Annotated in this window: 21 protein-coding genes; 18 read left to right on the top strand and 3 right to left on the bottom strand. The window is 31.8% G+C overall.

The window, feature by feature from the left end; all coding sequences use genetic code 11:
- Positions 1 to 540, bottom strand: coding sequence for a bifunctional pyr operon transcriptional regulator/uracil phosphoribosyltransferase PyrR (gene pyrR / locus ABJD27_RS11355; RefSeq protein ID WP_348174212.1), 540 nt, complete (start codon positions 538 to 540; stop codon positions 1 to 3).
- A 777-nt stretch (positions 541 to 1,317) separates the two neighbouring features.
- Between pyrR and ABJD27_RS11350 the strand changes: the two genes are divergently transcribed.
- The 3 genes from ABJD27_RS11350 (at position 1,318) to ABJD27_RS11340 (ending at position 4,290) form a co-directional block, all read left to right on the top strand.
- Positions 1,318 to 2,151: a hypothetical protein gene (locus ABJD27_RS11350; RefSeq protein ID WP_348174210.1), complete on the top strand. Its 834-nt coding sequence runs from the start codon at positions 1,318 to 1,320 to the stop codon at positions 2,149 to 2,151.
- A gap of 80 nt (positions 2,152 to 2,231) precedes the next feature.
- Entirely contained in the window at positions 2,232 to 3,053 is an 822-nt protein-coding gene (locus tag ABJD27_RS11345) for a hypothetical protein (protein WP_348174208.1), read from the top strand.
- Between the two features lie 139 nt (positions 3,054 to 3,192).
- Entirely contained in the window at positions 3,193 to 4,290 is a 1,098-nt protein-coding gene (locus ABJD27_RS11340) for a toll/interleukin-1 receptor domain-containing protein (protein ID WP_348174206.1), read from the top strand.
- Between the two features lie 227 nt (positions 4,291 to 4,517).
- Here ABJD27_RS11340 and ABJD27_RS11335 read toward each other — a convergent pair whose 3' ends face one another.
- Positions 4,518 to 4,937, bottom strand: a complete 420-nt coding sequence (locus tag ABJD27_RS11335; protein WP_348174204.1) for an Lrp/AsnC family transcriptional regulator — start codon at positions 4,935 to 4,937, stop codon at positions 4,518 to 4,520.
- A 396-nt stretch (positions 4,938 to 5,333) separates the two neighbouring features.
- Between ABJD27_RS11335 and ABJD27_RS11330 the strand changes: the two genes are divergently transcribed.
- Complete coding sequence (locus tag ABJD27_RS11330; protein WP_348174202.1) at positions 5,334 to 5,849, top strand: GNAT family N-acetyltransferase; 516 nt, start codon at positions 5,334 to 5,336, stop codon at positions 5,847 to 5,849.
- Positions 5,850 to 6,201: 352 nt separating this feature from the next.
- Here ABJD27_RS11330 and ABJD27_RS11325 read toward each other — a convergent pair whose 3' ends face one another.
- Entirely contained in the window at positions 6,202 to 6,525 is a 324-nt protein-coding gene (locus ABJD27_RS11325; protein WP_348174200.1) for a hypothetical protein, read from the bottom strand.
- Between the two features lie 426 nt (positions 6,526 to 6,951).
- Between ABJD27_RS11325 and mltG the strand changes: the two genes are divergently transcribed.
- The 14 genes from mltG to ABJD27_RS11255 all read left to right on the top strand — a co-directional run bounded on the left by mltG (position 6,952) and on the right by ABJD27_RS11255 (position 18,526).
- Positions 6,952 to 7,980: an endolytic transglycosylase MltG gene (mltG, locus tag ABJD27_RS11320; protein WP_348174198.1), complete on the top strand. Its 1,029-nt coding sequence runs from the start codon at positions 6,952 to 6,954 to the stop codon at positions 7,978 to 7,980.
- 239 nt (positions 7,981 to 8,219) lie between these two features.
- Positions 8,220 to 8,720 carry a hypothetical protein gene (locus ABJD27_RS11315; protein ID WP_348174196.1) on the top strand — a complete coding sequence of 167 codons (501 nt, stop codon included), beginning with the start codon at positions 8,220 to 8,222 and terminating at the stop codon, positions 8,718 to 8,720.
- Positions 8,721 to 8,914: 194 nt separating this feature from the next.
- Entirely contained in the window at positions 8,915 to 9,694 is a 780-nt protein-coding gene (locus ABJD27_RS11310; RefSeq protein WP_348174194.1) for a LytTR family DNA-binding domain-containing protein, read from the top strand.
- Between the two features lie 153 nt (positions 9,695 to 9,847).
- Positions 9,848 to 10,933 carry an alpha/beta fold hydrolase gene (locus ABJD27_RS11305; RefSeq protein WP_348174193.1) on the top strand — a complete coding sequence of 362 codons (1,086 nt, stop codon included), beginning with the start codon at positions 9,848 to 9,850 and terminating at the stop codon, positions 10,931 to 10,933.
- Between the two features lie 251 nt (positions 10,934 to 11,184).
- Positions 11,185 to 11,820: a hypothetical protein gene (locus ABJD27_RS11300; protein ID WP_348174191.1), complete on the top strand. Its 636-nt coding sequence runs from the start codon at positions 11,185 to 11,187 to the stop codon at positions 11,818 to 11,820.
- A gap of 89 nt (positions 11,821 to 11,909) precedes the next feature.
- Complete coding sequence (locus tag ABJD27_RS11295) at positions 11,910 to 12,401, top strand: hypothetical protein (protein WP_348174189.1); 492 nt, start codon at positions 11,910 to 11,912, stop codon at positions 12,399 to 12,401.
- A 159-nt stretch (positions 12,402 to 12,560) separates the two neighbouring features.
- Positions 12,561 to 13,100: a hypothetical protein gene (locus tag ABJD27_RS11290; protein WP_348174187.1), complete on the top strand. Its 540-nt coding sequence runs from the start codon at positions 12,561 to 12,563 to the stop codon at positions 13,098 to 13,100.
- Between the two features lie 260 nt (positions 13,101 to 13,360).
- A complete protein-coding gene (locus tag ABJD27_RS11285; protein ID WP_348174185.1) occupies positions 13,361 to 14,215 on the top strand; it encodes an alpha/beta hydrolase in 855 nt (284 codons plus the stop codon).
- Positions 14,208 to 14,699, top strand: a complete 492-nt coding sequence (locus ABJD27_RS11280) for a sigma-70 family RNA polymerase sigma factor (protein WP_348174183.1) — start codon at positions 14,208 to 14,210, stop codon at positions 14,697 to 14,699. The genes ABJD27_RS11285 and ABJD27_RS11280 overlap by 8 nt, the downstream gene beginning before the upstream one ends.
- Positions 14,689 to 15,240 carry a hypothetical protein gene (locus ABJD27_RS11275; protein WP_348174181.1) on the top strand — a complete coding sequence of 184 codons (552 nt, stop codon included), beginning with the start codon at positions 14,689 to 14,691 and terminating at the stop codon, positions 15,238 to 15,240. Before ABJD27_RS11280 ends, ABJD27_RS11275 begins: the two co-directional genes overlap by 11 nt.
- A gap of 247 nt (positions 15,241 to 15,487) precedes the next feature.
- On the top strand, positions 15,488 to 16,021 hold the full coding sequence (locus ABJD27_RS11270; RefSeq protein ID WP_348174179.1) for a GNAT family N-acetyltransferase: 534 nt from the start codon (positions 15,488 to 15,490) through the stop codon (positions 16,019 to 16,021).
- Between the two features lie 11 nt (positions 16,022 to 16,032).
- Entirely contained in the window at positions 16,033 to 17,007 is a 975-nt protein-coding gene (locus ABJD27_RS11265) for a polysaccharide deacetylase family protein (protein WP_348174177.1), read from the top strand.
- A 344-nt stretch (positions 17,008 to 17,351) separates the two neighbouring features.
- A complete protein-coding gene (locus tag ABJD27_RS11260) occupies positions 17,352 to 18,092 on the top strand; it encodes a 5'-methylthioadenosine/adenosylhomocysteine nucleosidase (protein ID WP_348174175.1) in 741 nt (246 codons plus the stop codon).
- Between the two features lie 107 nt (positions 18,093 to 18,199).
- Entirely contained in the window at positions 18,200 to 18,526 is a 327-nt protein-coding gene (locus ABJD27_RS11255; protein WP_348174173.1) for a hypothetical protein, read from the top strand.
- Positions 18,527 to 18,577 lie beyond the last annotated feature (51 nt).

Below are 18,577 nucleotides of genomic sequence, written 5' to 3'. Positions count from 1 at the left end.
CTACTTATTAATCACATAAACGGTGTCTTCACCTTCATTTTCTACCCAACTCACTTTTACTTTCTCTTCATTGATGGCATCTACCTGTCGTCCTCTATAATCAGGTTGGATCGGTAGATGTCTGCTAAAACGTCTATCAATCAGACATAAAAGCTCTACTTCTTGCGGTCGTCCAAAACTCTGTATGGCTGTCAGCGCCGCATTGATACTACGTCCTGTATACAGTACATCGTCTATAAAAACGACTTTCTTATTCTCGACTACAAAATCAATGTGTGTTCTGTTTGCCTCTAGTATTTTTTCGCTTCTGCGAAAATCATCACGATAAAACGTAATATCTAGATATCCTAAGGATACGTTTTCGATCCCATAACTATCTGTCAATAGTTTTTTGATCCGTTCTGCTAAGAATATCCCACGGGGTTGTATTCCTATAAGTACGGTTTCTGAAAAGTCTTCGTGATTTTCAATAAGTTGACAAGCCAGTCTATTGAGGATAATGTGTACCTCGGTAGCATTAAGTAATACTTTTTGACTCATAGATGATTCCAAAACAATGTTCGGAGAGCAAAGATAGGGAGTTTTTTTGTTATTGCTGGTTTTTTCCGCTCCTGCCTGCCGTCAGGCAAGTTCGCGAAAAGGGTTCCTCATGTATATAATCAAGAATTCAAGACTGGAAAATGAAAAGAGAGAAGAGAAAAGTCTAGTTTCTAGAATCCAATCTCTAAAAGCAAGGCGGTCTTGCGTCATCTCGACGACAGGAGAGATTTCACAAGTAGCTCACATAAAAGCTCCAATTAAAACCTTCTCTCTGTTATGTGATTTCCTGCCTACGACAGGCAAGTTCGTCACTTGTATCTTATTCTATCGAAATAATGAGAGAAAACAGAAAATAGAAAAAGAGAGAAGAGAATAGAGAATAGTCTAGGTTTTAGAATCCAATCTCTAAAAGCGAAGCGGTCTTACGTCATCTCGACGACAGGAGAGATCGCATAAGTAGCTCATACAAAAGCTCCAATTAAAACCTTCTCACTGTTATGTGATTTCCTGCCTACGGCAGGCAGGTTCGTCACTCGTACCTCGTTCTGTCGAAATGACGAATCTTTATTATTCTCGATTACGGAAAGCCGTAAAGAGAGCTGATTGGGTTTGGTTAGGTTTACAGGTGATTGTAAACGTTTATAATTATTGTAGTCGTTTTAAAATATAATTACAGGTTTGTTCTCTTGAAAATTATACTGGATTTGAGAAACACACACATATGTAAAATAAAGTACATGTGTTTTATATAGTAGTTAGCCATAATTTAGCCAAACATTGAAAACAGAGGATTTAACATATATAGATTGGAATTTATTTTCTATACTCAAAGAGCCGAAATTGAAACCTCATATTGTTCTGAATGATTTCCTAAAAAAGGAATCTGATAAAATTACTTTAGTTTATTCAGATGCACATCTTGGAGATTTAGCAAAGACATCTGACAAATTATCAAGTAAACGAATTAATGACCTTAATTATCTTTCTGAAAAAACAAAGGATTTAGTAATCGTTAAATATTTTGGACGTGATTATATTGATGTCGAAAACAGAAATGCACTTGAATTTCACGAACAGAATGTCCATGATAATTCAACAGCACCATTAGTTCAATGGCAAACTATTGTTAAACAAATGACAGACAATTATGGACCATTAAGAGATGACATAATCAAAACACATTTTAAATTAGACCCAAAGAGTATCTGCAATTTTTCAGTTTCTCAATTGGACGAATTAATTAAAATGATAGGAATAAGTGGTTCTTTAAAGGAATTCGTTGAATTCGGATTATCGCTACGTGGAGATACTTCAACAAATCCTTTGACATATATTGATTATTATACAACTGCGTATATGAATTTAGACTTGATTGGTTTTTTCCCAGACTCAATGAATGAAAAAGGAGATTTCAGTAATTTGCTAAATGATTCTAAACATTCGGCTTATGGTTCAATCTGTAAAGCATTTATAACGAACGACAACAAGTGTTACCATAAATCCAAATTTCTATTTGAATATTTTAAAAGTAATTCAAAACTGATTAAAACCTGTAAGATTAAAAATGGAACCGCACAATTAGAGAAGGAATTAAACAGTTTAGTAGAATAAAAACCGAATAGAAAATCCGCAAGAATTTTCGTAAGTAGGCAAGAATTAGCAATTAATTATTCACGTTAGCCATAATTTAAATGAATATCACACCAAAAGATAATAATATAGAGTTTAATCGATTTTTATCAGAAAGACTCGGACTAGAATTATATGAAGATAAATTCTTGCGTGACTATATAAAAAAAGCTCAAAGTGGTGCGCTAAACCTATATGATGCTTCTTTAATAAATGTCTCTGATGAAAGTTGGATATTAATACTACACGGAGAAGTATTACTGGTTTATGGTAAGAACTGGAAGAAAGAACAATTTTCAGAAATAAAAGAAATCTTTGAACTTAACTCATACACAAATTATTCATTAGCTGGAAACTCAGAATTAATTAATGATTTAATAGATTTTTTTAAGGTAGATAATCACACGATTGAAAAAGAAAGAATCTTTTACAGAACAAATAAAATTAGCGATTTTGACTCTAAAAAAAATACAATTTGCATAGCACAAATGTCAGATGCTAATGAACTGTCCGAAATGCTTCAAAAGTACTACCACGAGGAATATAATGGTCAAAATGATAAATCAATTGACGAAATGTTCAGACGAATTTGTGGTTTAATACAAACCAATTCGATGTATGTTCTGAAGAATAGTAGTGACGAAATTTGTAGTTTCTGTACAATTATAAACCCCGACATTGGAATTCTGTTTACTAAAAGTAAATTTCGTGGAAAGGGGTATGGCAAAATAATAATATCGTTTTGTTCTAAATTACTGCTTGAAGAAAATGACGAAGTATTTGTAATGACGGACAAGGCAAAAATGGTATCAAATATTGTTTGTGAAAAAGCAGGGTTTAAGCCATATTTTAATTATACGAGTACTGAAATAAACAATGGCTAACAACGTATATAAAAAATGCTCAAGATGGTTAATAGGATTAAAACTCCTACATTTTAATTACCTTTAATCTCAACCGAAAAGTCCGTCTCCGAAAAGACGCGCTTTTCATATACAAATCCGTTATCGGCAATTATAGAACATGACAGAAACACAATTAAATAAGGTAATTGAAGATCTTGACTTGGAAATTGGATTGCAAGATGCAGAAAGCGGAATCATAACAGTTTCAAAGCCAATTTCACTGAACGATAAAGTTTTCAAAAGTAAAACCGATAAAAGAATTTTCCCTCATAAAGAGATAAGAATTAATAATTGGGAGTTTTGTCGAAATCCTATCTTTTCAGTTAGTTTATATAAAGGAAAGTCTGAACCTGAAATGAGTTTTTCATACGAATTCCCAGAAGTAAAAAGTTACCTATCAAATGAAGCAGATTTAGATGCGGTTAGTAGTTTCGTCTTGTATCATATAGACGAAAACTTAAAAGCTCTTAATGGATTTGAGTTAATCTCAGAAAATTGGAGAACAACTCACAAAGATTCAACAGAATTAGCAAATACAAAAAGAAAAGAATCAAAGGAGAAAAATTTTATTACTTACTCATTTTGGGAATCAAACTACATATATTTTAGTATTGATGGAGAGTTTTTCAAAAATGATATAATAAGAAACTTTGCAAAAATTTATTGTCATCTAACATATCAACTTTACTCTTTATTTTCAGAGGTATTGTCTTGCACGGTTGGAATGAAGCCGACTGATGAGTTTAGAAAATTTACTCATAAAAGAAGTGAAAAATCAGATAGAAAAATTTTCATTTCTTACAGTAGAAAATTTGACCAAGAAGTTGAAAAAATTTTGAATAAACTCAAGCAGTCGATGCTAGAATTTTGGTTTGATAAAAATCAAATAACCTATGGTGATTTTATAGATGAAAAGATTGAGGATGGAATCGAAAGTTCAATTGGGTTTCTATTTTTTCTTTCTCCTGATATCAACAAAAAGTTTTATCCAAGGGCTGAGTTGTCATTAGCATTTGAAAAATGCTTAAAAGACGAATCCTATTTTTTGATTCCTGTATTGTTAGATGAGATTGGGAATCTAAAAATGCCCATTGAGTTGGCAAGAAGAATGTACGTATATCCTTATGATGATAACAAGGATTTGGATATAAACAGTCTTGAAAGTTTAATGACTGATTTAATGAAAAAAGCAATAAAAGATAAAAGCAATAAATAGATTGGAAGACGCATACAAATAGCCTTTGCTAAATTTTAAGGTTATCCTTTAGAAACCCCACCACTCCACATTCACAACAAGCACCCTCTACCCCTATACATCCTTAAACCCACAAATACAACCACCGTAACCTCAACACATTCTTAGTACGCTTTCGCGAAAGCAGAAAAATTATAAAAACTCTACTCTATACCAACCCAAAAACCATCCTCTTACTAAAGAATGCATTATACTTCTAAAATAATACTCGTTTTAGAAGCGCCATACACTGCGATTTTTTCAAGGAAGGAAACAAGATGCTTATTGTTTCTAAAATAACCTAAAACGCATAAGCAATCATCCCCCGTGATTCTATCACAACGTTGCACTTCTTCCATGGCTTCTATTGCTTCTATGTGTTTTTGAGTACCTGTCGTTCCTGATGGCCCTCGGTGTATGACTAATGTTATATAGGCTTTGGTCTCAATGCCTAGTTTTTCATGATTCACTTTTAACGCATAACCTTCTATGATGCCTTCTTCTTCCATTTGCCTAACTCGCTTACCTATGGCGGGAGCGGATAACCCAACTTCTTTTCCAATAGTAGCGAAGCTTTCTCTGGCGTTGATTTCTAGCATTTCTAGTATCTTTTTATCTAATACATCCATTTGCAATCAAAAATTTATTAAATAATATTCGATATAATCGAATGTAAATATAACAAAATGAATTCGATTATAAAGTAAAAGTAACATATTACATTCTATATTTGTTAAGCTAGTTTTAAACAGAATAGTTATTCACTTTAATAATTCAAATACAAAAAGAGAACATATGAGTTCATTTTTAATTGATTGTATTGGTTACGGAGGGTTAGTCATCAACTTATATTCAATGTCTACGAAAGGGGGAATATAAGCTAAGATTCATCTCACTCATCGCTAATATAATTTACATTTTATATGGCGCATTAATCAGCGCAACTCCAATTATTGTAGGATGTACTATTGCTGTATTTCTGCATGGGTATCATTTAAGGCGGTTAAACATTAAAAAGCACAGCAATGATTAGAATACAAATAGCAAAAGAAACAGATATCACCATTTTAGCGCTTTTAGGAAGAGTCACATGGGCTGAATCTCACGGACACTATATAGATGATAAAAACAATCTATTAGAATACCTAAACAAGAATTTTTCGGTTTCTAAAACAGAACAGGAAATAAACAATCCAAAGAACCTTTTCTATATTGTATATGTAGATGATTTCCCTGCTGGTTATGCAAAATTGGTACTACACGCAGCACAAGAAAATGTTACTTCTCTAAACAATTGTCGCCTAGAAAGGATCTTTATCCAACATGAATTTATACCCTTAAAAATTGGACAACAACTTCTCACTTTTGTTGAAGAGAAAGCGAAAGCATTACAACTAGATACAATGTGGCTTTCTGTTTATATAAAAAACAAGAGAGCCATTCGGTTCTATGAAAGAAATGAATTTAAAAACGTTGGAGAAGTGAATTTTCTTGTCAATGGAAAAGAATATGAAAACATCGTTTTCTCAAAAAAAATATAAGACGATTCAAATCTAGAAATAGAAGAAAAACTACTAGCAATAACTTATATAAAACATAGCTAGTAAGTGCTTAATCGAAAGGTCTGTGTGTATTTGCTAAGTAGCCAAATTTTTAAATTTGATATCATTAAAAAAGGAAAAGATAATTAACAAAATTTAAAAATTTGGCTTTAGCTTCATTTGAAAAGTATCGCTCACAACTGCCCTACTTTTCATATACTAAACGTTATGAGCAATTCTTCAAAAACGAAAAGAATCTCACTAATTTTAGTAAAAAAGATAAACTTTAACGTAGCATTTAAATGAACCATCTGAAATATAGATTCAGATAGCTTACTTATAAAATAAGTAACTATTCTTTGGCTACATCTGGTCCCATAGCTGAGTCAGTAATAATTTTAACTACATACGTGTAAGGACCATTAGAAGGTTTTTCTGCTATCCAAGCACAATGCCAACCAGTACCCCAACGTTGCCCTGTATCCCAGGGATTATTTTTGTCTGTATCCCACTTCCAAGCTTTAGTTTCATCTTGCGGATTAGAGGGGAAATCATTTCCCGAGTATACGTGCAACTGACCTTGTTGGGCTCTAAAAGGAGCGTCGGTAGTCCATTTTAGCCATAAATTACCTTGATTTTCATATGCTTCTAATGTCCATTCATATTGATTCGTCATAATTTCTAAATTTTAAATTGTCCTACTCTATTTAATCTAAGCTTTTCGGATTTCGCTTTCGTAATTAAAAACTGATAGTAGCTACTCACAATCAAATGTTATAGTTTATGATTACACGTCAAATATGTGATAAAATTTCAAATATTACTAGAGTATAAATACCTGATTAACAAATCAATAGGTTATTTTTAGTTTTAATACCTGACAATTCAAAGCCAAAGAATTAATGACCATAATTATGAAAGAATGTCAAGACTCATGACATTTAGGTATGAGGATACTAATTCTGTCACGAGAGAAAAAGGGTAAAACAAAACATAAAAACTCAGCGCTGTGTTTATCTGAAAATGTAGTATCTTTTTACACACAACCAATCATATACAATCACATTAGCGGTTATTAGAATAATCCAACAATAAAATTTAAATGCTAAAAAAAATACTTTGGGGAATACTAGTTTTGGGCTTGATAGGTGGCGCCTTTGGCTATTATAAATACTCAAGAATAATGTCCCCAAATGTTCCTGAAAAACTAGAAAACGATATCGTCATTATTCCGACAAATTCCTCATTTGACGATGTCGTTGAAATCCTCTATACGAATAACCAAATTATAGATACCGTTTCATTTCATGAAGTGTCAGAAATGATGAGTTATAAAAAAAATATCATAAGGTCAGGAAGGTATAAAATTACTCCATCTTGGAGTAACCGCTCATTAATAAGTCATCTTCGAGGAGGAGAGCAAGAAACTGTAAATTTAATTTTAACTCACGGTTGGTTATTGTCAGATGTAGCTAGTAAAGCTTCTAAATTTATAGAAAGTGATTCAACGGCTTTGATTACCCTTTTTCAAGACAAGGATTATATAACCAAATTTGGATATACTCCTGAAACCCTAATGAGTTTGTTTATTCCAAATACGTATGAATTTTATTGGGACACCAGTGAAAAGGCTTTTTTTGAAAGAATGATTAAAGAGCATACCAATTTTTGGAATTCCAACAATAGACTTGCAAAGGCTAAAAAAATAGGATTGACTACCGAAGAGGTTTACACCTTAGCTTCAATTGTGGAAAGGGAAATATCAAAAGATGAAGAGAGAAAGCGAGTAGCGGGATTATATTTAAATCGAATTAAAATAGGTATGAAATTGGATGCAGACCCTACTGCAAAGTTTGCAACGAGAGACTTTAAAGCGACAAGGATTTTATATAAACATATTCGTTTTGAATCTCCATATAACACTTATTTACACAGAGGGCTTCCACCAGGACCCATAAGTATGTCATCAATTACGAGTATTGATGCTGTTTTGAATTCAGAAGAACACGATTTTTATTATATGTGTGTTGACCCAAATAATCCGGGATATCACCTTTTTGCAGAATCTATAACAGAGCATACTAAAAATGCCAGAAAATATCATCGTTGGTTAGATAGTAAAAAGAAATAATAACAACCACTAGCGTTGGTTTGTAATGCATGCTTTCTAACTCTATATATTCTTAAATCTACAAGTACAGCTATTGTAATCGCAACTCATTCTTAGTACGCTTTCGCGAACCTGCCTACCGGTAGGCAGGAGCAGAAAAATGAAAACATAAAAATTCAGCCCTGTGTCTATTCGAAAATGTAGTATCTTTTTGCACGCTACGCTTTATACACAAGATCGTTATACCAAATTTGAACTAAATGAGATTTTTGATTTTAATATGTACCTTGATTTCATTCTTATTTATCAATTCATTGCATGGACAAGAAAGTAACTTTAATAAATTAGACGAGTTAACAAGTTTAAAATCAAAAGATACTTTATGGGTAGATATTAAGAAAGGAGGGTGTTTTCACGGAACTTGGAGTAAAATTATTATAACTAGAAGAAATGACCAATTTGAATTTATTAAACTGGATGATTTAACAAAGATTCTAATTAAATATGACAAAACCTTAATACTTAGGGACGATACGAATAATTGGATTCGAAAAAATTTAGATAAAATAAAGAAAAGTGATCATTCAACAATACTTAGTCAAGAAGAATATTTGACAACTATTGATAAGCTAAAAGAGTCAATACAGTTTTATGAAAATTGTTCGACAGATATTGCTGGAGAATATTCTATAGTTGAGCTTGAATTGACAAAACTGAAACTAAAATATAGTTATAAATGTAAAATACAATTGAATTTATAACAAACAAAACTAGGTATAACACGTTGTATAATTCATTCTTAGTTCTAACCTATTTCCAAAAACCCTAATCTGTTTTCTATTCAGTTTGTATTTGCTAAATTAGGCGCTTAAACACGCAGTAAACAAGTATCATTAATATCAAATCCAATAATAACATAAAGAAGTATGCAATAATTGCAGTATTTATTACGATCGTGTCATTTGTTTATACGTTTATGATTGCTGTTTTATTTGCACAAGATTATGAGACCATAGATTATTATTTTGATTCAGGTTTTTCTGTAAGTGTCATAGGCTGTCTCATTATTTTTATAACTTACAAAATAGATACTCTTATTTATAAGACTATAAATAAGCCTTCTAAGTCTATGTTTGCAATGAGTGTTTTTGTGAGTTTTCTTACGAGTGTATTGTTGTTCTTTTCTATTTCCTGGATTTTAAATGGTTTTGTAAGAAAAGAATGGTCGTTAGACTTTACCTTCTTAAAGCAGCAACTAATATTCATAAACTTCCTTTTATTACTGATATTATCGTATCATACAATAGCATACTTTACGCGAACAATAGCTATAAAAAACAAGAAGCTAAAAGCTGATAACTTAGAAATGAGCTTGGCTTTAAACAAGTATGTGTCTCGTGTTCCATCTCTATTACATAAGAAAACTGAGTTAATTCCAATTGATCAAGTTTTGTTTTTCAAAATAGAAGAAGGAGTTGTTTTTGCTCATACAACCAATGAGCAGAAAAAACCATTAACAATAGCAACTCTAAACCAATTAGAGTCAAAATTAAATCCAACTACATTTTTCAGAATTAATCGTTCTGAAATTGTAAATATTGAAAAAATCGAATCTTTTGAGCCTTATTTTAAAGATCGATTAGCGCTTAAAATAGTAGGCAACAAAGCTACACTATATACTTCCAATACAAAGTCTCCATCATTTAGAGAATGGCTTTTAGAGGGTTCTAATTAACAGCTATTCAATTGAAAATTCCCTCAGTTCGGTAATAACTACTTTTTATTAGCAGCTGTTAGTCATTTGTTTGTAAGAAAATAACAAATGGTTGGTCTTTTTAAAAAACTCAATAAACGTCAGAAAAGGATATCCCTTTTTTCATTTCTTCTTTTGTCATCACTCATCATAATTTACTTTTTAAAAGATAAAGGAGTTACGTACGAATTACCTGAAATTTCAAAAAACACAAACTCAGAAAGAGCAATAAACAATTATTTAGGCACTGAGTTTGAATGGTTCTTATATACCCCAGATCAAGTTCCCTTATTTGTAAAAGAAGTTGGAAAAGGAGAAACGATTGTCACACTTCATGGGGGTTTTGGTATGTCTCATGATTATATGAGAAATTTCATGAAGTCTTTTGAAAACACATATCATATTGTGTATTATGATCAAAGAGGTTCGCTACGCTCGCCAGTTCCAGATTATAATTTTGAAAAACACATTACGCTAGAGAATATGGTCAATGACCTTGAATTGTTGAGAAGGGAATTAAAAGTGGAAAAATTAAAACTAGTAGCACATTCCATGGGAGCCGTTTTGGTTTATGAATACATGAAAAAATTTCCTAACCGAGTAGGTGATGTGATTATCATCTCTGGTTTTAGTCCAAAATTCCCAGATTCTAATGCCGCTTTTCATGATATATATACATCCCAAAAAGAAAGAGACATTTTTTCTAATAGAGCTACAATTACATCTGAACTAAAAAAAATAAAAAGCAACGTTGATACAACTACCGCAGAGTATCTTTACTTAAACTATAAAATAAACTCTTCTTCTCTTCAGGTTTATGATATGAATACATGGACTCATACTACAGGAGGTGTAGGCTTTTTTAATCCTAAAATAAATGAGCTCATTGGTCCTGAAAGTAATATTCCAATACTATATGGATTAAAGTTTTATTTAAAACAAAATCAGTATAATAAAGGGACATTAGATGTTACAGATAGTCATCAATTTAAATCTCCAATAGATTACCTATCCGTCATTGAAAACCATCCTGGAAGAATAGATTATATGTTGGGTACGAATGAGGTTGGGGATTGGAATTTAAGATTATATAAAAGATATATAAAGGAAACCGACAAGGTGAAATTGCATATTTTTCAAAATGCCGGTCATAATATCTGGATAGATAAACCCAAAGAGTTTCATGAAAAATTAAACCAACTATTAAATAATTCAAAATAAACGTACCTCTCCCAGCTGGCATTCGTTTGCAACGAGTGTTTTCTAACTCTATATACTCTTGAATCTACAAGTACAGCTACGGTAACTTCTACTCATTCTTAGTACGCTTTCGCGAACCTGCCTACCGGCAGGCAGGAGCGGAAAATGAAAACATAAAAATTCAGCTCAGTATTCATCTGAAAATGTAGTATCTTTTTACACGCTATGTCTCATAAACAAGACTTTTGACAGTCATTAAAAAACAAATAAACATGAAAAAAAAGATCTTATTGTTAATGATCAGTTTTGTGATGCTCTCCTTATTAAATTGTTCAAGTAAAACAATACACTTAACAAGTGAGAATTTGGATGTTAGAAATAGAGAGATTGTATCGATTAACAGTGATCCAAACACTATCGTTTTGAATAATCAAAAAGGAGATGGTATGGCGATAATCAAAGATCTAGATTTTGATACGGGTATTATTGAATTAGAGTTAAAAGGAGAGAATACTCCGGGAAAAAGTTTTGTAGGTATTGCATTTAATATTCAAAATGATTCTACATACGAAGCAGTATATTTTAGACCTTTTAATTTTAAATCTGAAGAAAAGATACGAAGAGAACATTCCGTTCAATATATCTTTCATCCTACATATACTTGGCGTTTTTTGAGAACCAATAACGAGGGGCAATACGAAGCTGAATATCCGCGACAGCCATCACCAGAAGATTGGTTTGGAGTACAAATAAAAATTGATGATCGAAAGGTGTATGTTTATGATAAAGAAACAAATACGGAATTACTATCAATAAAGCGATTGTCTCCACAAGTATCTGATAGGATTGGATTGTGGACAGGATTTAACTCGAAAGGTGAGTTTAGGAATCTGAAAATAATGAAATAGAAACGAATTGCCTACATCACATATACTTCATTATTTAAACATCACGACTAATCTTATACAAACACATTGATAACCATTAAAGAAACAGATTGATAAAGAACGAATACATAGAGTTTGAAATTAATAATGTAGCTAAATTTCATGATTTGGCTAAACTACTTGATCTGATTTCTGAGTCAAAAAAAAGTGGTGATTATAAAACCGACAATTATTGGTTGGACAAATTCCCTGATTACACACTTGAACATTACTATTTTTCAGAATCTGATTTAAAACCAGAGTTTCAAACGAGTACATCGGATGGTGGAACTTGGCATTTTTATTCGATGACGCAACATCTGGTTAAAAATATAGAGATCGATTTTTTAAAATGCAAAAATATTGGAGATGGAAAAGGACGACTTGAATTCTACGCTTATGCATATCCTTACGGCGGAATTACAGGTTTGACTATGCTTCTTAATTCATTTGGCTTTAAAGTGACTGAAATAGATGATGGTGGTGGAATATATATAGTGGAATGGAGAAACGAAACGGAATTTGAATTAAAAGAGATAAAAACTAATGCAAGTAACATATAAAAACAATTAGTTGCTTAACCTAATAGTAAAACACATTTACCAAGTCGTCAAATTTTTAAACTTGGCTTGTGTTTAATCCGAAAAGTAATAGCTTATTTTCAATACTATTTTTCATATACGAGACCTTATACTAAATTAATTTTTGTCACTCAATCCAAAATGAATTATAATAAACTTCAAAAGTTATTTATCAATAAAATTAAAAATGATGAATCTATTATTCTTGATCCATTCGATGTGAAATTCGTAGTTGAACCAAATTACAATCAACCTAAAGAATATGTAACAATAAGAATTTTAGTTTTTAATCAAGTATTTGGACATGGTTATATTGATCAAAAATCTTCAGAATCAGATTACATCAAAGACTGTTTTTCCAGATTACATGATTATAATACAGATTCTCCAAAATGGCATATTTGGGGTTTAAAAGTTTTGCATTTAGAAGAATCTTATGCTTTTCAATTGAAAGAAATAAATGATTACATAGCTTCATCTAGATTCCCATTAGTCAGTCAAGATATAATTGTTGACATAAGTGATGTGCCATCAGAACCTGACTCAAATGGGTTAAGAAAATATGCTCTTTACATAGTTCATAATTATAAAAATATTTTGGTAAAAGAAATTAATATTTACAACTTCAATTCTGATTTGGCTCATGATGTAATTGCAGAGCTAAAAAAGAAAATTAACTAAGCACTACACCGTATCTAATTTATTTCTAACTCAAGCCACTTCCGCTAACGCTCGTTTGTAATGCGTGCTTTCTAACTCTATATATTCTTAAATCTACAAGTACAGCTATTGTAATCGCAACTCATTCTTAGTACGCTTTCGCGAACCTGCCTACCGGTAGGCAGGAGCAGAAAAATGAAAGCAATTTTATGTCACTTTTAAAAATAGGGTGTAACATTTTTTGAATTCCTCATCTAAAGAGAAATCAAAACTTAGAAACAATGAAAAATGTTATTTTATTAGTAGTCTCACTGGTATTTTCTTTGTCAATTTATGCAACGAATGAAAGTCAACCTATCCACGTAGAAGTTACAGGAAAAGGGAATCCTATAGTATTAATTCCTGGCTTTACAGTACCCGGAGACATTTGGGACCCCCTAGTAAAAGAGCTAGAAAAGAAGTACGAATGCCACGTAGTTACTTTAGCAGGTTTCGGAGGAAATGAACCTATTGATTTTCCTTGGCTACCAAAAGTTAACGGGTCAATTAAAAACTATATCGTAAAAAATAATTTACAAAATGCTACTATAATTGGTCACAGTTTAGGTGGGACAATTGCTACTTGGCTTGCTAGTTGTGAAGATTTGGAGCTTTCAAAAATCGTATTAATTGATGCGCTTCCAGCTGCTGGAGCATTAATGATTCCTGATTATAACCCTGAAAACTTGGTATATGAAAGTCCATATAATAACCAACAATTAGCCATGAGTGATGCAGTATTTGAACAAATTGCGATAAATATGTCAAAAGGAATGAGCACCAAAGAATCAGCACAAGAAAAAATTAAAAATTGGATACTTGAAGCTGATCGAAAAACATATGTTTATGGATACACTGATTATCTTAAATTAGACCTTAGAGAAGATTTAAAAAAGATATCGATTCCTGTTACAATACTTGCAGCATCAAAACCATATGGAAAAGAAATGGCGACACAAACCTATAAAAGTCAATACGAAAATTTAAAAAACTATGATTTTATTGTAGCGGAAGACAGTGCCCATTTTATTATGTTAGATAGACCTACATGGTTTTTAAAACAAATACACATGATTTTATCATCAAAAAATGAATAGAGAACAGGACTTTACCAATATGTATAATTCATATGCTCCTAAAGTCCATAGGTTGTGTCTAGGATATGCATCTGGTGATAATGAACTTGCAAAAGAATGGCTACAGGAAACGTTTATAAAGGTTTGGAAGCATCGAAATTCATTTAAAGGGAAATCTGCTATTGATACTTGGATTTATAGAATTGCAGTAAATGTATGTTTAGGAGATTTACGTAAATCCAAAAAAAACTTCCCTATAAATGAAGACTTATTGTCAAATAGTAGCACTGAAGACAACAATGATAATGATGAAAAAAATATTAAAAAAATGTATCACTGTATTGACCAACTAAATGAGCAAAATAGAGCATTGATATTATTAGAACTAGAAAACATACCACAAGCTACTATTGCAGATACCGTTGGGTTAGCACATGGAACATTACGAACACGCTTGAGTCGTATTCGAAAGTCACTTTTAAAATGTATTAAAAATGGAAAATGATCATTTAAATAAATTATGGGAAATCCAAGATAATGATATCTCAAACTATACTTCTAAAGACATCATTACAAAAGCAAAGAAACAACGTAACGGACAATATATTAGTATCACTATTATGTCCTTAACTGTGGTGATATTAATCATCTATGCATTTTATGTCGCATTCAATGAATGGAATACCTTTAATTTAGGGCTTATCCTTATGATTTCTAGTCTTACATTACGAATTATCCTAGAGTTTTATTCGGTATATCGCAAAGAAAGCCAACTTATTTCAATGGCTCAAAAGTCTTACCACGCCTATCTGAAAAAGTATTATAAAACTCGATTAATGATAAATTATGTTATTACACCCGTTTGTATTGCCGTTTACCTATTTGGGTTTTATCTATTATTGCCCTATTTTAAGGAATACTTTTCTGAGGCATTCTATACCTATATTCTAATTTCTGGTGTTATTTCTCTTCTTGGTGTTATCGCTATTATTATTTACAGCATTATAAAAGAACAACGTTTTTTAAAACAATTGAATAAAAATTAAAAACATCAAATGAAACAAAGAAATATAGTTAATGGGTCGTTTGGATTTTGATTAAAACAAGGGGGGGGCAATAAAAAAAGATTGTACAACTCCATATCTGTGATCATCCACACTCCTACTCGTTTATAACTAGTGATCTTTTATGCAATTCATAAATTCTTACCTATACATTCTGTACTGTATTCATCCGAAAATGTAGTACCTTTTTACACACTATTTTTTATACAAACATCTTATAAATAATAAAGTGAAAACGTTGATAGAAACAGAAAGATTATTGTTAAGAAATATTACTCTAGAGGACAAAGAGGATATGCTTAGGTTGTATTCTAATCCAGATGTACAAAAGTATACGGGAGAATCTGTGGTTGGGTCTATAGAAGAGATAGAAAAGGCTATACAAATAAGAATTAACGACTACAAAAAGTATGGATATGGAAGATGGGCTACTTTTCTAAAGAATGGGATGCAATTTATAGGATGGGCTGGTTTAGCATATCTACCAGAATTTGATGAAATTGATCTTGGTTATAGATTCTTTCCAGAATTTTGGGGGTCAGGCATAGCAACGGAAGCATCACATGCCATTTTAACTTACGGATTTGATACACTCAAATTGAAAAAGATCATTGCGATTGCAATGAAAGAAAATAAAGCATCGATCAGAGTGATGGAAAAAATTGGAATGGAGTTCGACAAATTTGCTCCTTATGAACCTGGAAGTGAAGATGCCGTTTGGTATTGGTGTGACCAAAAACTTATAACAAAAAACAAATACTGAATTACTATCAAATGAGGCCAATTCAACCGATATTCTTATTTCTGTTTATCCTCTTTTTTGGATGTCAAAATTTGGCATCTGATAAAACAGAAAAAGTACTGGAAAAACCAGAAGAAGTTGTGCAATCAAAACCATCGGTAAGTTTTACATTTGACGACGGAAACACATCTAACCTAGCAGGTTTTCAATTTGAGGAATGGAATAACATGATTTTGTCGCATCTTGAAAAAGAAAACCTAAAAGCTATCTTTTTTATTACAGGAAAGAATAAATCAAACACAAAAGGCCAATTCTTGCTTAAAAGCTGGGACGACAATGGACATAAAATAGCCAATCATTCTTTTTCCCATCCAAATTTTAACTCCGAAAAAAACACTCCCCAGATTTTTGAGAACGAACTCATCAAAACGGATTTGATTATTTCGAAACTTAATAATGGTATTAAGCTTTTTCGATTTCCTTACTTAAAGGAGGGTCAGAATCAAGCAAAAGTAGATAGTATTAGAAACATTCTTAATAAACATAATTACTTGAACGGCTACGTAACAATAGATGCATCTGATTGGTACATTGACCAACGCTTAATCAAAAGAATAAAAGAAGTTGGGTCTAAAAACATAGAAACCGACAAGTTTAAAGACTTTTATGTGCAACATATCTTGGAGCGGGCTAATTATTATGAAAAGCTTTCTTACGAGATGAACGGAAGACATATTGATCACACAGTATTGCTTCATCACAATTTGACATCTGCATTATTTTTAGGCGACCTCATTACAGAATTTAAAGAGCAAGGCTGGGAGGTTATTGATGCAGATAAAGCTTTTCAAGATGAAGTTTTCAAAAGCATTCCAAAATCAAATTTTGCAGGAGAGAGTTTCATTTATTCCATGGCAAAACAATCAGGAAAATACGGTCATTTATTGAGATATCCTGCAGAGGACAGCCGATACGAGAAGGGCAAAATGGATACACTTGACCTTTAATTTGAAAAAAAACATATACCAACATTGACTATAAATACTTGCAAAATTTAGTATAACATACACAACTACTCGTAGTCTAGATCGTTGCGAATAATTTTGATTCAAATGAAAAAGTTAATTTAAATAATTCCGAACCGTTACATTTTATGTTTGATGCTGGTGCTAATATAACTGTAATTGATACTGAAGCTACGATAACTTCTACTCATTCTTAGTACGCTTTCGCGAACCTGCCTACCGGCAGGCAGGAGCGGAAAAATTAAAACGTACCTCTCAACTACACAAATTCCAAAACAAAAGGGGAAAAAGTCTACATTTGTTATTCAACACCTATACACGCTAAAATGATTGGAATTATGAGTGCGATGCGGGAAGAGATTCAAGCATTGCTTAACCATTTAGAAAATACGGAACAGGAGACAAAAGGAAAACGAGACTATTATAAAGGTACTCTTTTTGGGAAAGAAGTGGTATTGGTGTTTTCTCGTTGGGGAAAAGTAGCTTCTGCGACTACTGCAACTCAATTAATCAATGATTTTGATGTAGAGGAACTTATTTTTACTGGAGTCGCTGGAGGAATACATCCTGATCTGAATATAGGCGATATTGTTATTGGAAAGCAGCTCGTCCAACATGATATGAATGCTTCTCCATTATATGATATTTTTGAAATTCCGCTTTTACATAAAACTTTTTTTGAAACAAATCCAAATAAAAGGGAACAGCTAACGAGTTCTAGTCATTCATTTCTTAAAAATTATACGGATGTCATTTCAGAAAAGGAAGCGAGGAGTTTACACATTACAAATCCTAAAGTAGTTATAGGAGATATCGCAAGTGGTGATCAATTTATAAGTAAAGAATCGCAAATGAGTTTTATATCTACCCATTTGGAATCTGTCGTATGTGTAGAAATGGAAGGAGCTGCTGTTGCTCAAGTGTGTTATGAATATGATATTCCCTTTTCAATTATGCGTGTTATTTCTGATAAAGCCAATAGTGATGCTCACGTGGATTTTCCTCTTTTTGTAGAACAAATTGCTAGCAAATATGCATTGGGAATTTTTAAAAATTACTTCCAATAAAGATTTATTTTAATATAATGGATTGGATTTTAAAAATATGGATTTGGATAACTTTCTTAAAGAATAAGGAATCATTACCTATAGAATCAAAAATGATTAATCCCAAAATGAAATATGAAATTATGTCTGGAGCTTTTATTTGGGAAGATGAGGGATTATGGGAACATAGAAATCATCACCTAGTAGATGCATTTAAGTATGTTATTAACCATAGAATGACATTAGTCGTGGGACCAAATAATAATGATGATGTCGGAGTTATGCGTTCTAAACGTTTTGACAAAAAGATTTTTGAAATGGCAAAAAGACATTTTCCTAACTGGATTGGATTTGATATCTCTAGATGTTCTTACGATTCTGAGCTTGCAGATAGAATACTTAGAATTAAAAAAGTTGCAGCATGGAAAATTCAAAAATCATTCAACGAAGAATAATAAAATCCAAAAGGCTAAATTTTACACTAACTGTTGTATATAATCTAAACA

This window comes from Dokdonia sp., from assembly GCF_039945015.1.
In the GTDB taxonomy this organism is placed as follows: Bacteria; Bacteroidota; Bacteroidia; order Flavobacteriales; family Flavobacteriaceae; genus Dokdonia.
The sequence above is the reverse complement of the archived record's forward strand: the minus strand, read 5'-3'. Positions and strand labels throughout refer to the sequence as shown.

Coding starts and splice junctions, on each gene's coding strand:
- pyrR (WP_348174212.1), bottom strand. CDS start 540: ATGAGTCAAAAAGTATTACTTAATGCTACCGAGGTACACATTATCCTC.
- ABJD27_RS11345 (WP_348174208.1), top strand. CDS start 2,232: ATGAATATCACACCAAAAGATAATAATATAGAGTTTAATCGATTTTTA.
- ABJD27_RS11340 (WP_348174206.1), top strand. CDS start 3,193: ATGACAGAAACACAATTAAATAAGGTAATTGAAGATCTTGACTTGGAA.
- ABJD27_RS11335 (WP_348174204.1), bottom strand. CDS start 4,937: ATGGATGTATTAGATAAAAAGATACTAGAAATGCTAGAAATCAACGCC.
- ABJD27_RS11330 (WP_348174202.1), top strand. CDS start 5,334: ATGATTAGAATACAAATAGCAAAAGAAACAGATATCACCATTTTAGCG.
- ABJD27_RS11325 (WP_348174200.1), bottom strand. CDS start 6,525: ATGACGAATCAATATGAATGGACATTAGAAGCATATGAAAATCAAGGT.
- mltG (WP_348174198.1), top strand. CDS start 6,952: ATGCTAAAAAAAATACTTTGGGGAATACTAGTTTTGGGCTTGATAGGT.
- ABJD27_RS11315 (WP_348174196.1), top strand. CDS start 8,220: ATGAGATTTTTGATTTTAATATGTACCTTGATTTCATTCTTATTTATC.
- ABJD27_RS11300 (WP_348174191.1), top strand. CDS start 11,185: ATGAAAAAAAAGATCTTATTGTTAATGATCAGTTTTGTGATGCTCTCC.
- ABJD27_RS11290 (WP_348174187.1), top strand. CDS start 12,561: ATGAATTATAATAAACTTCAAAAGTTATTTATCAATAAAATTAAAAAT.
- ABJD27_RS11285 (WP_348174185.1), top strand. CDS start 13,361: ATGAAAAATGTTATTTTATTAGTAGTCTCACTGGTATTTTCTTTGTCA.
- ABJD27_RS11280 (WP_348174183.1), top strand. CDS start 14,208: ATGAATAGAGAACAGGACTTTACCAATATGTATAATTCATATGCTCCT.
- ABJD27_RS11275 (WP_348174181.1), top strand. CDS start 14,689: ATGGAAAATGATCATTTAAATAAATTATGGGAAATCCAAGATAATGAT.
- ABJD27_RS11265 (WP_348174177.1), top strand. CDS start 16,033: ATGAGGCCAATTCAACCGATATTCTTATTTCTGTTTATCCTCTTTTTT.
- ABJD27_RS11260 (WP_348174175.1), top strand. CDS start 17,352: ATGATTGGAATTATGAGTGCGATGCGGGAAGAGATTCAAGCATTGCTT.
- ABJD27_RS11255 (WP_348174173.1), top strand. CDS start 18,200: ATGAAATATGAAATTATGTCTGGAGCTTTTATTTGGGAAGATGAGGGA.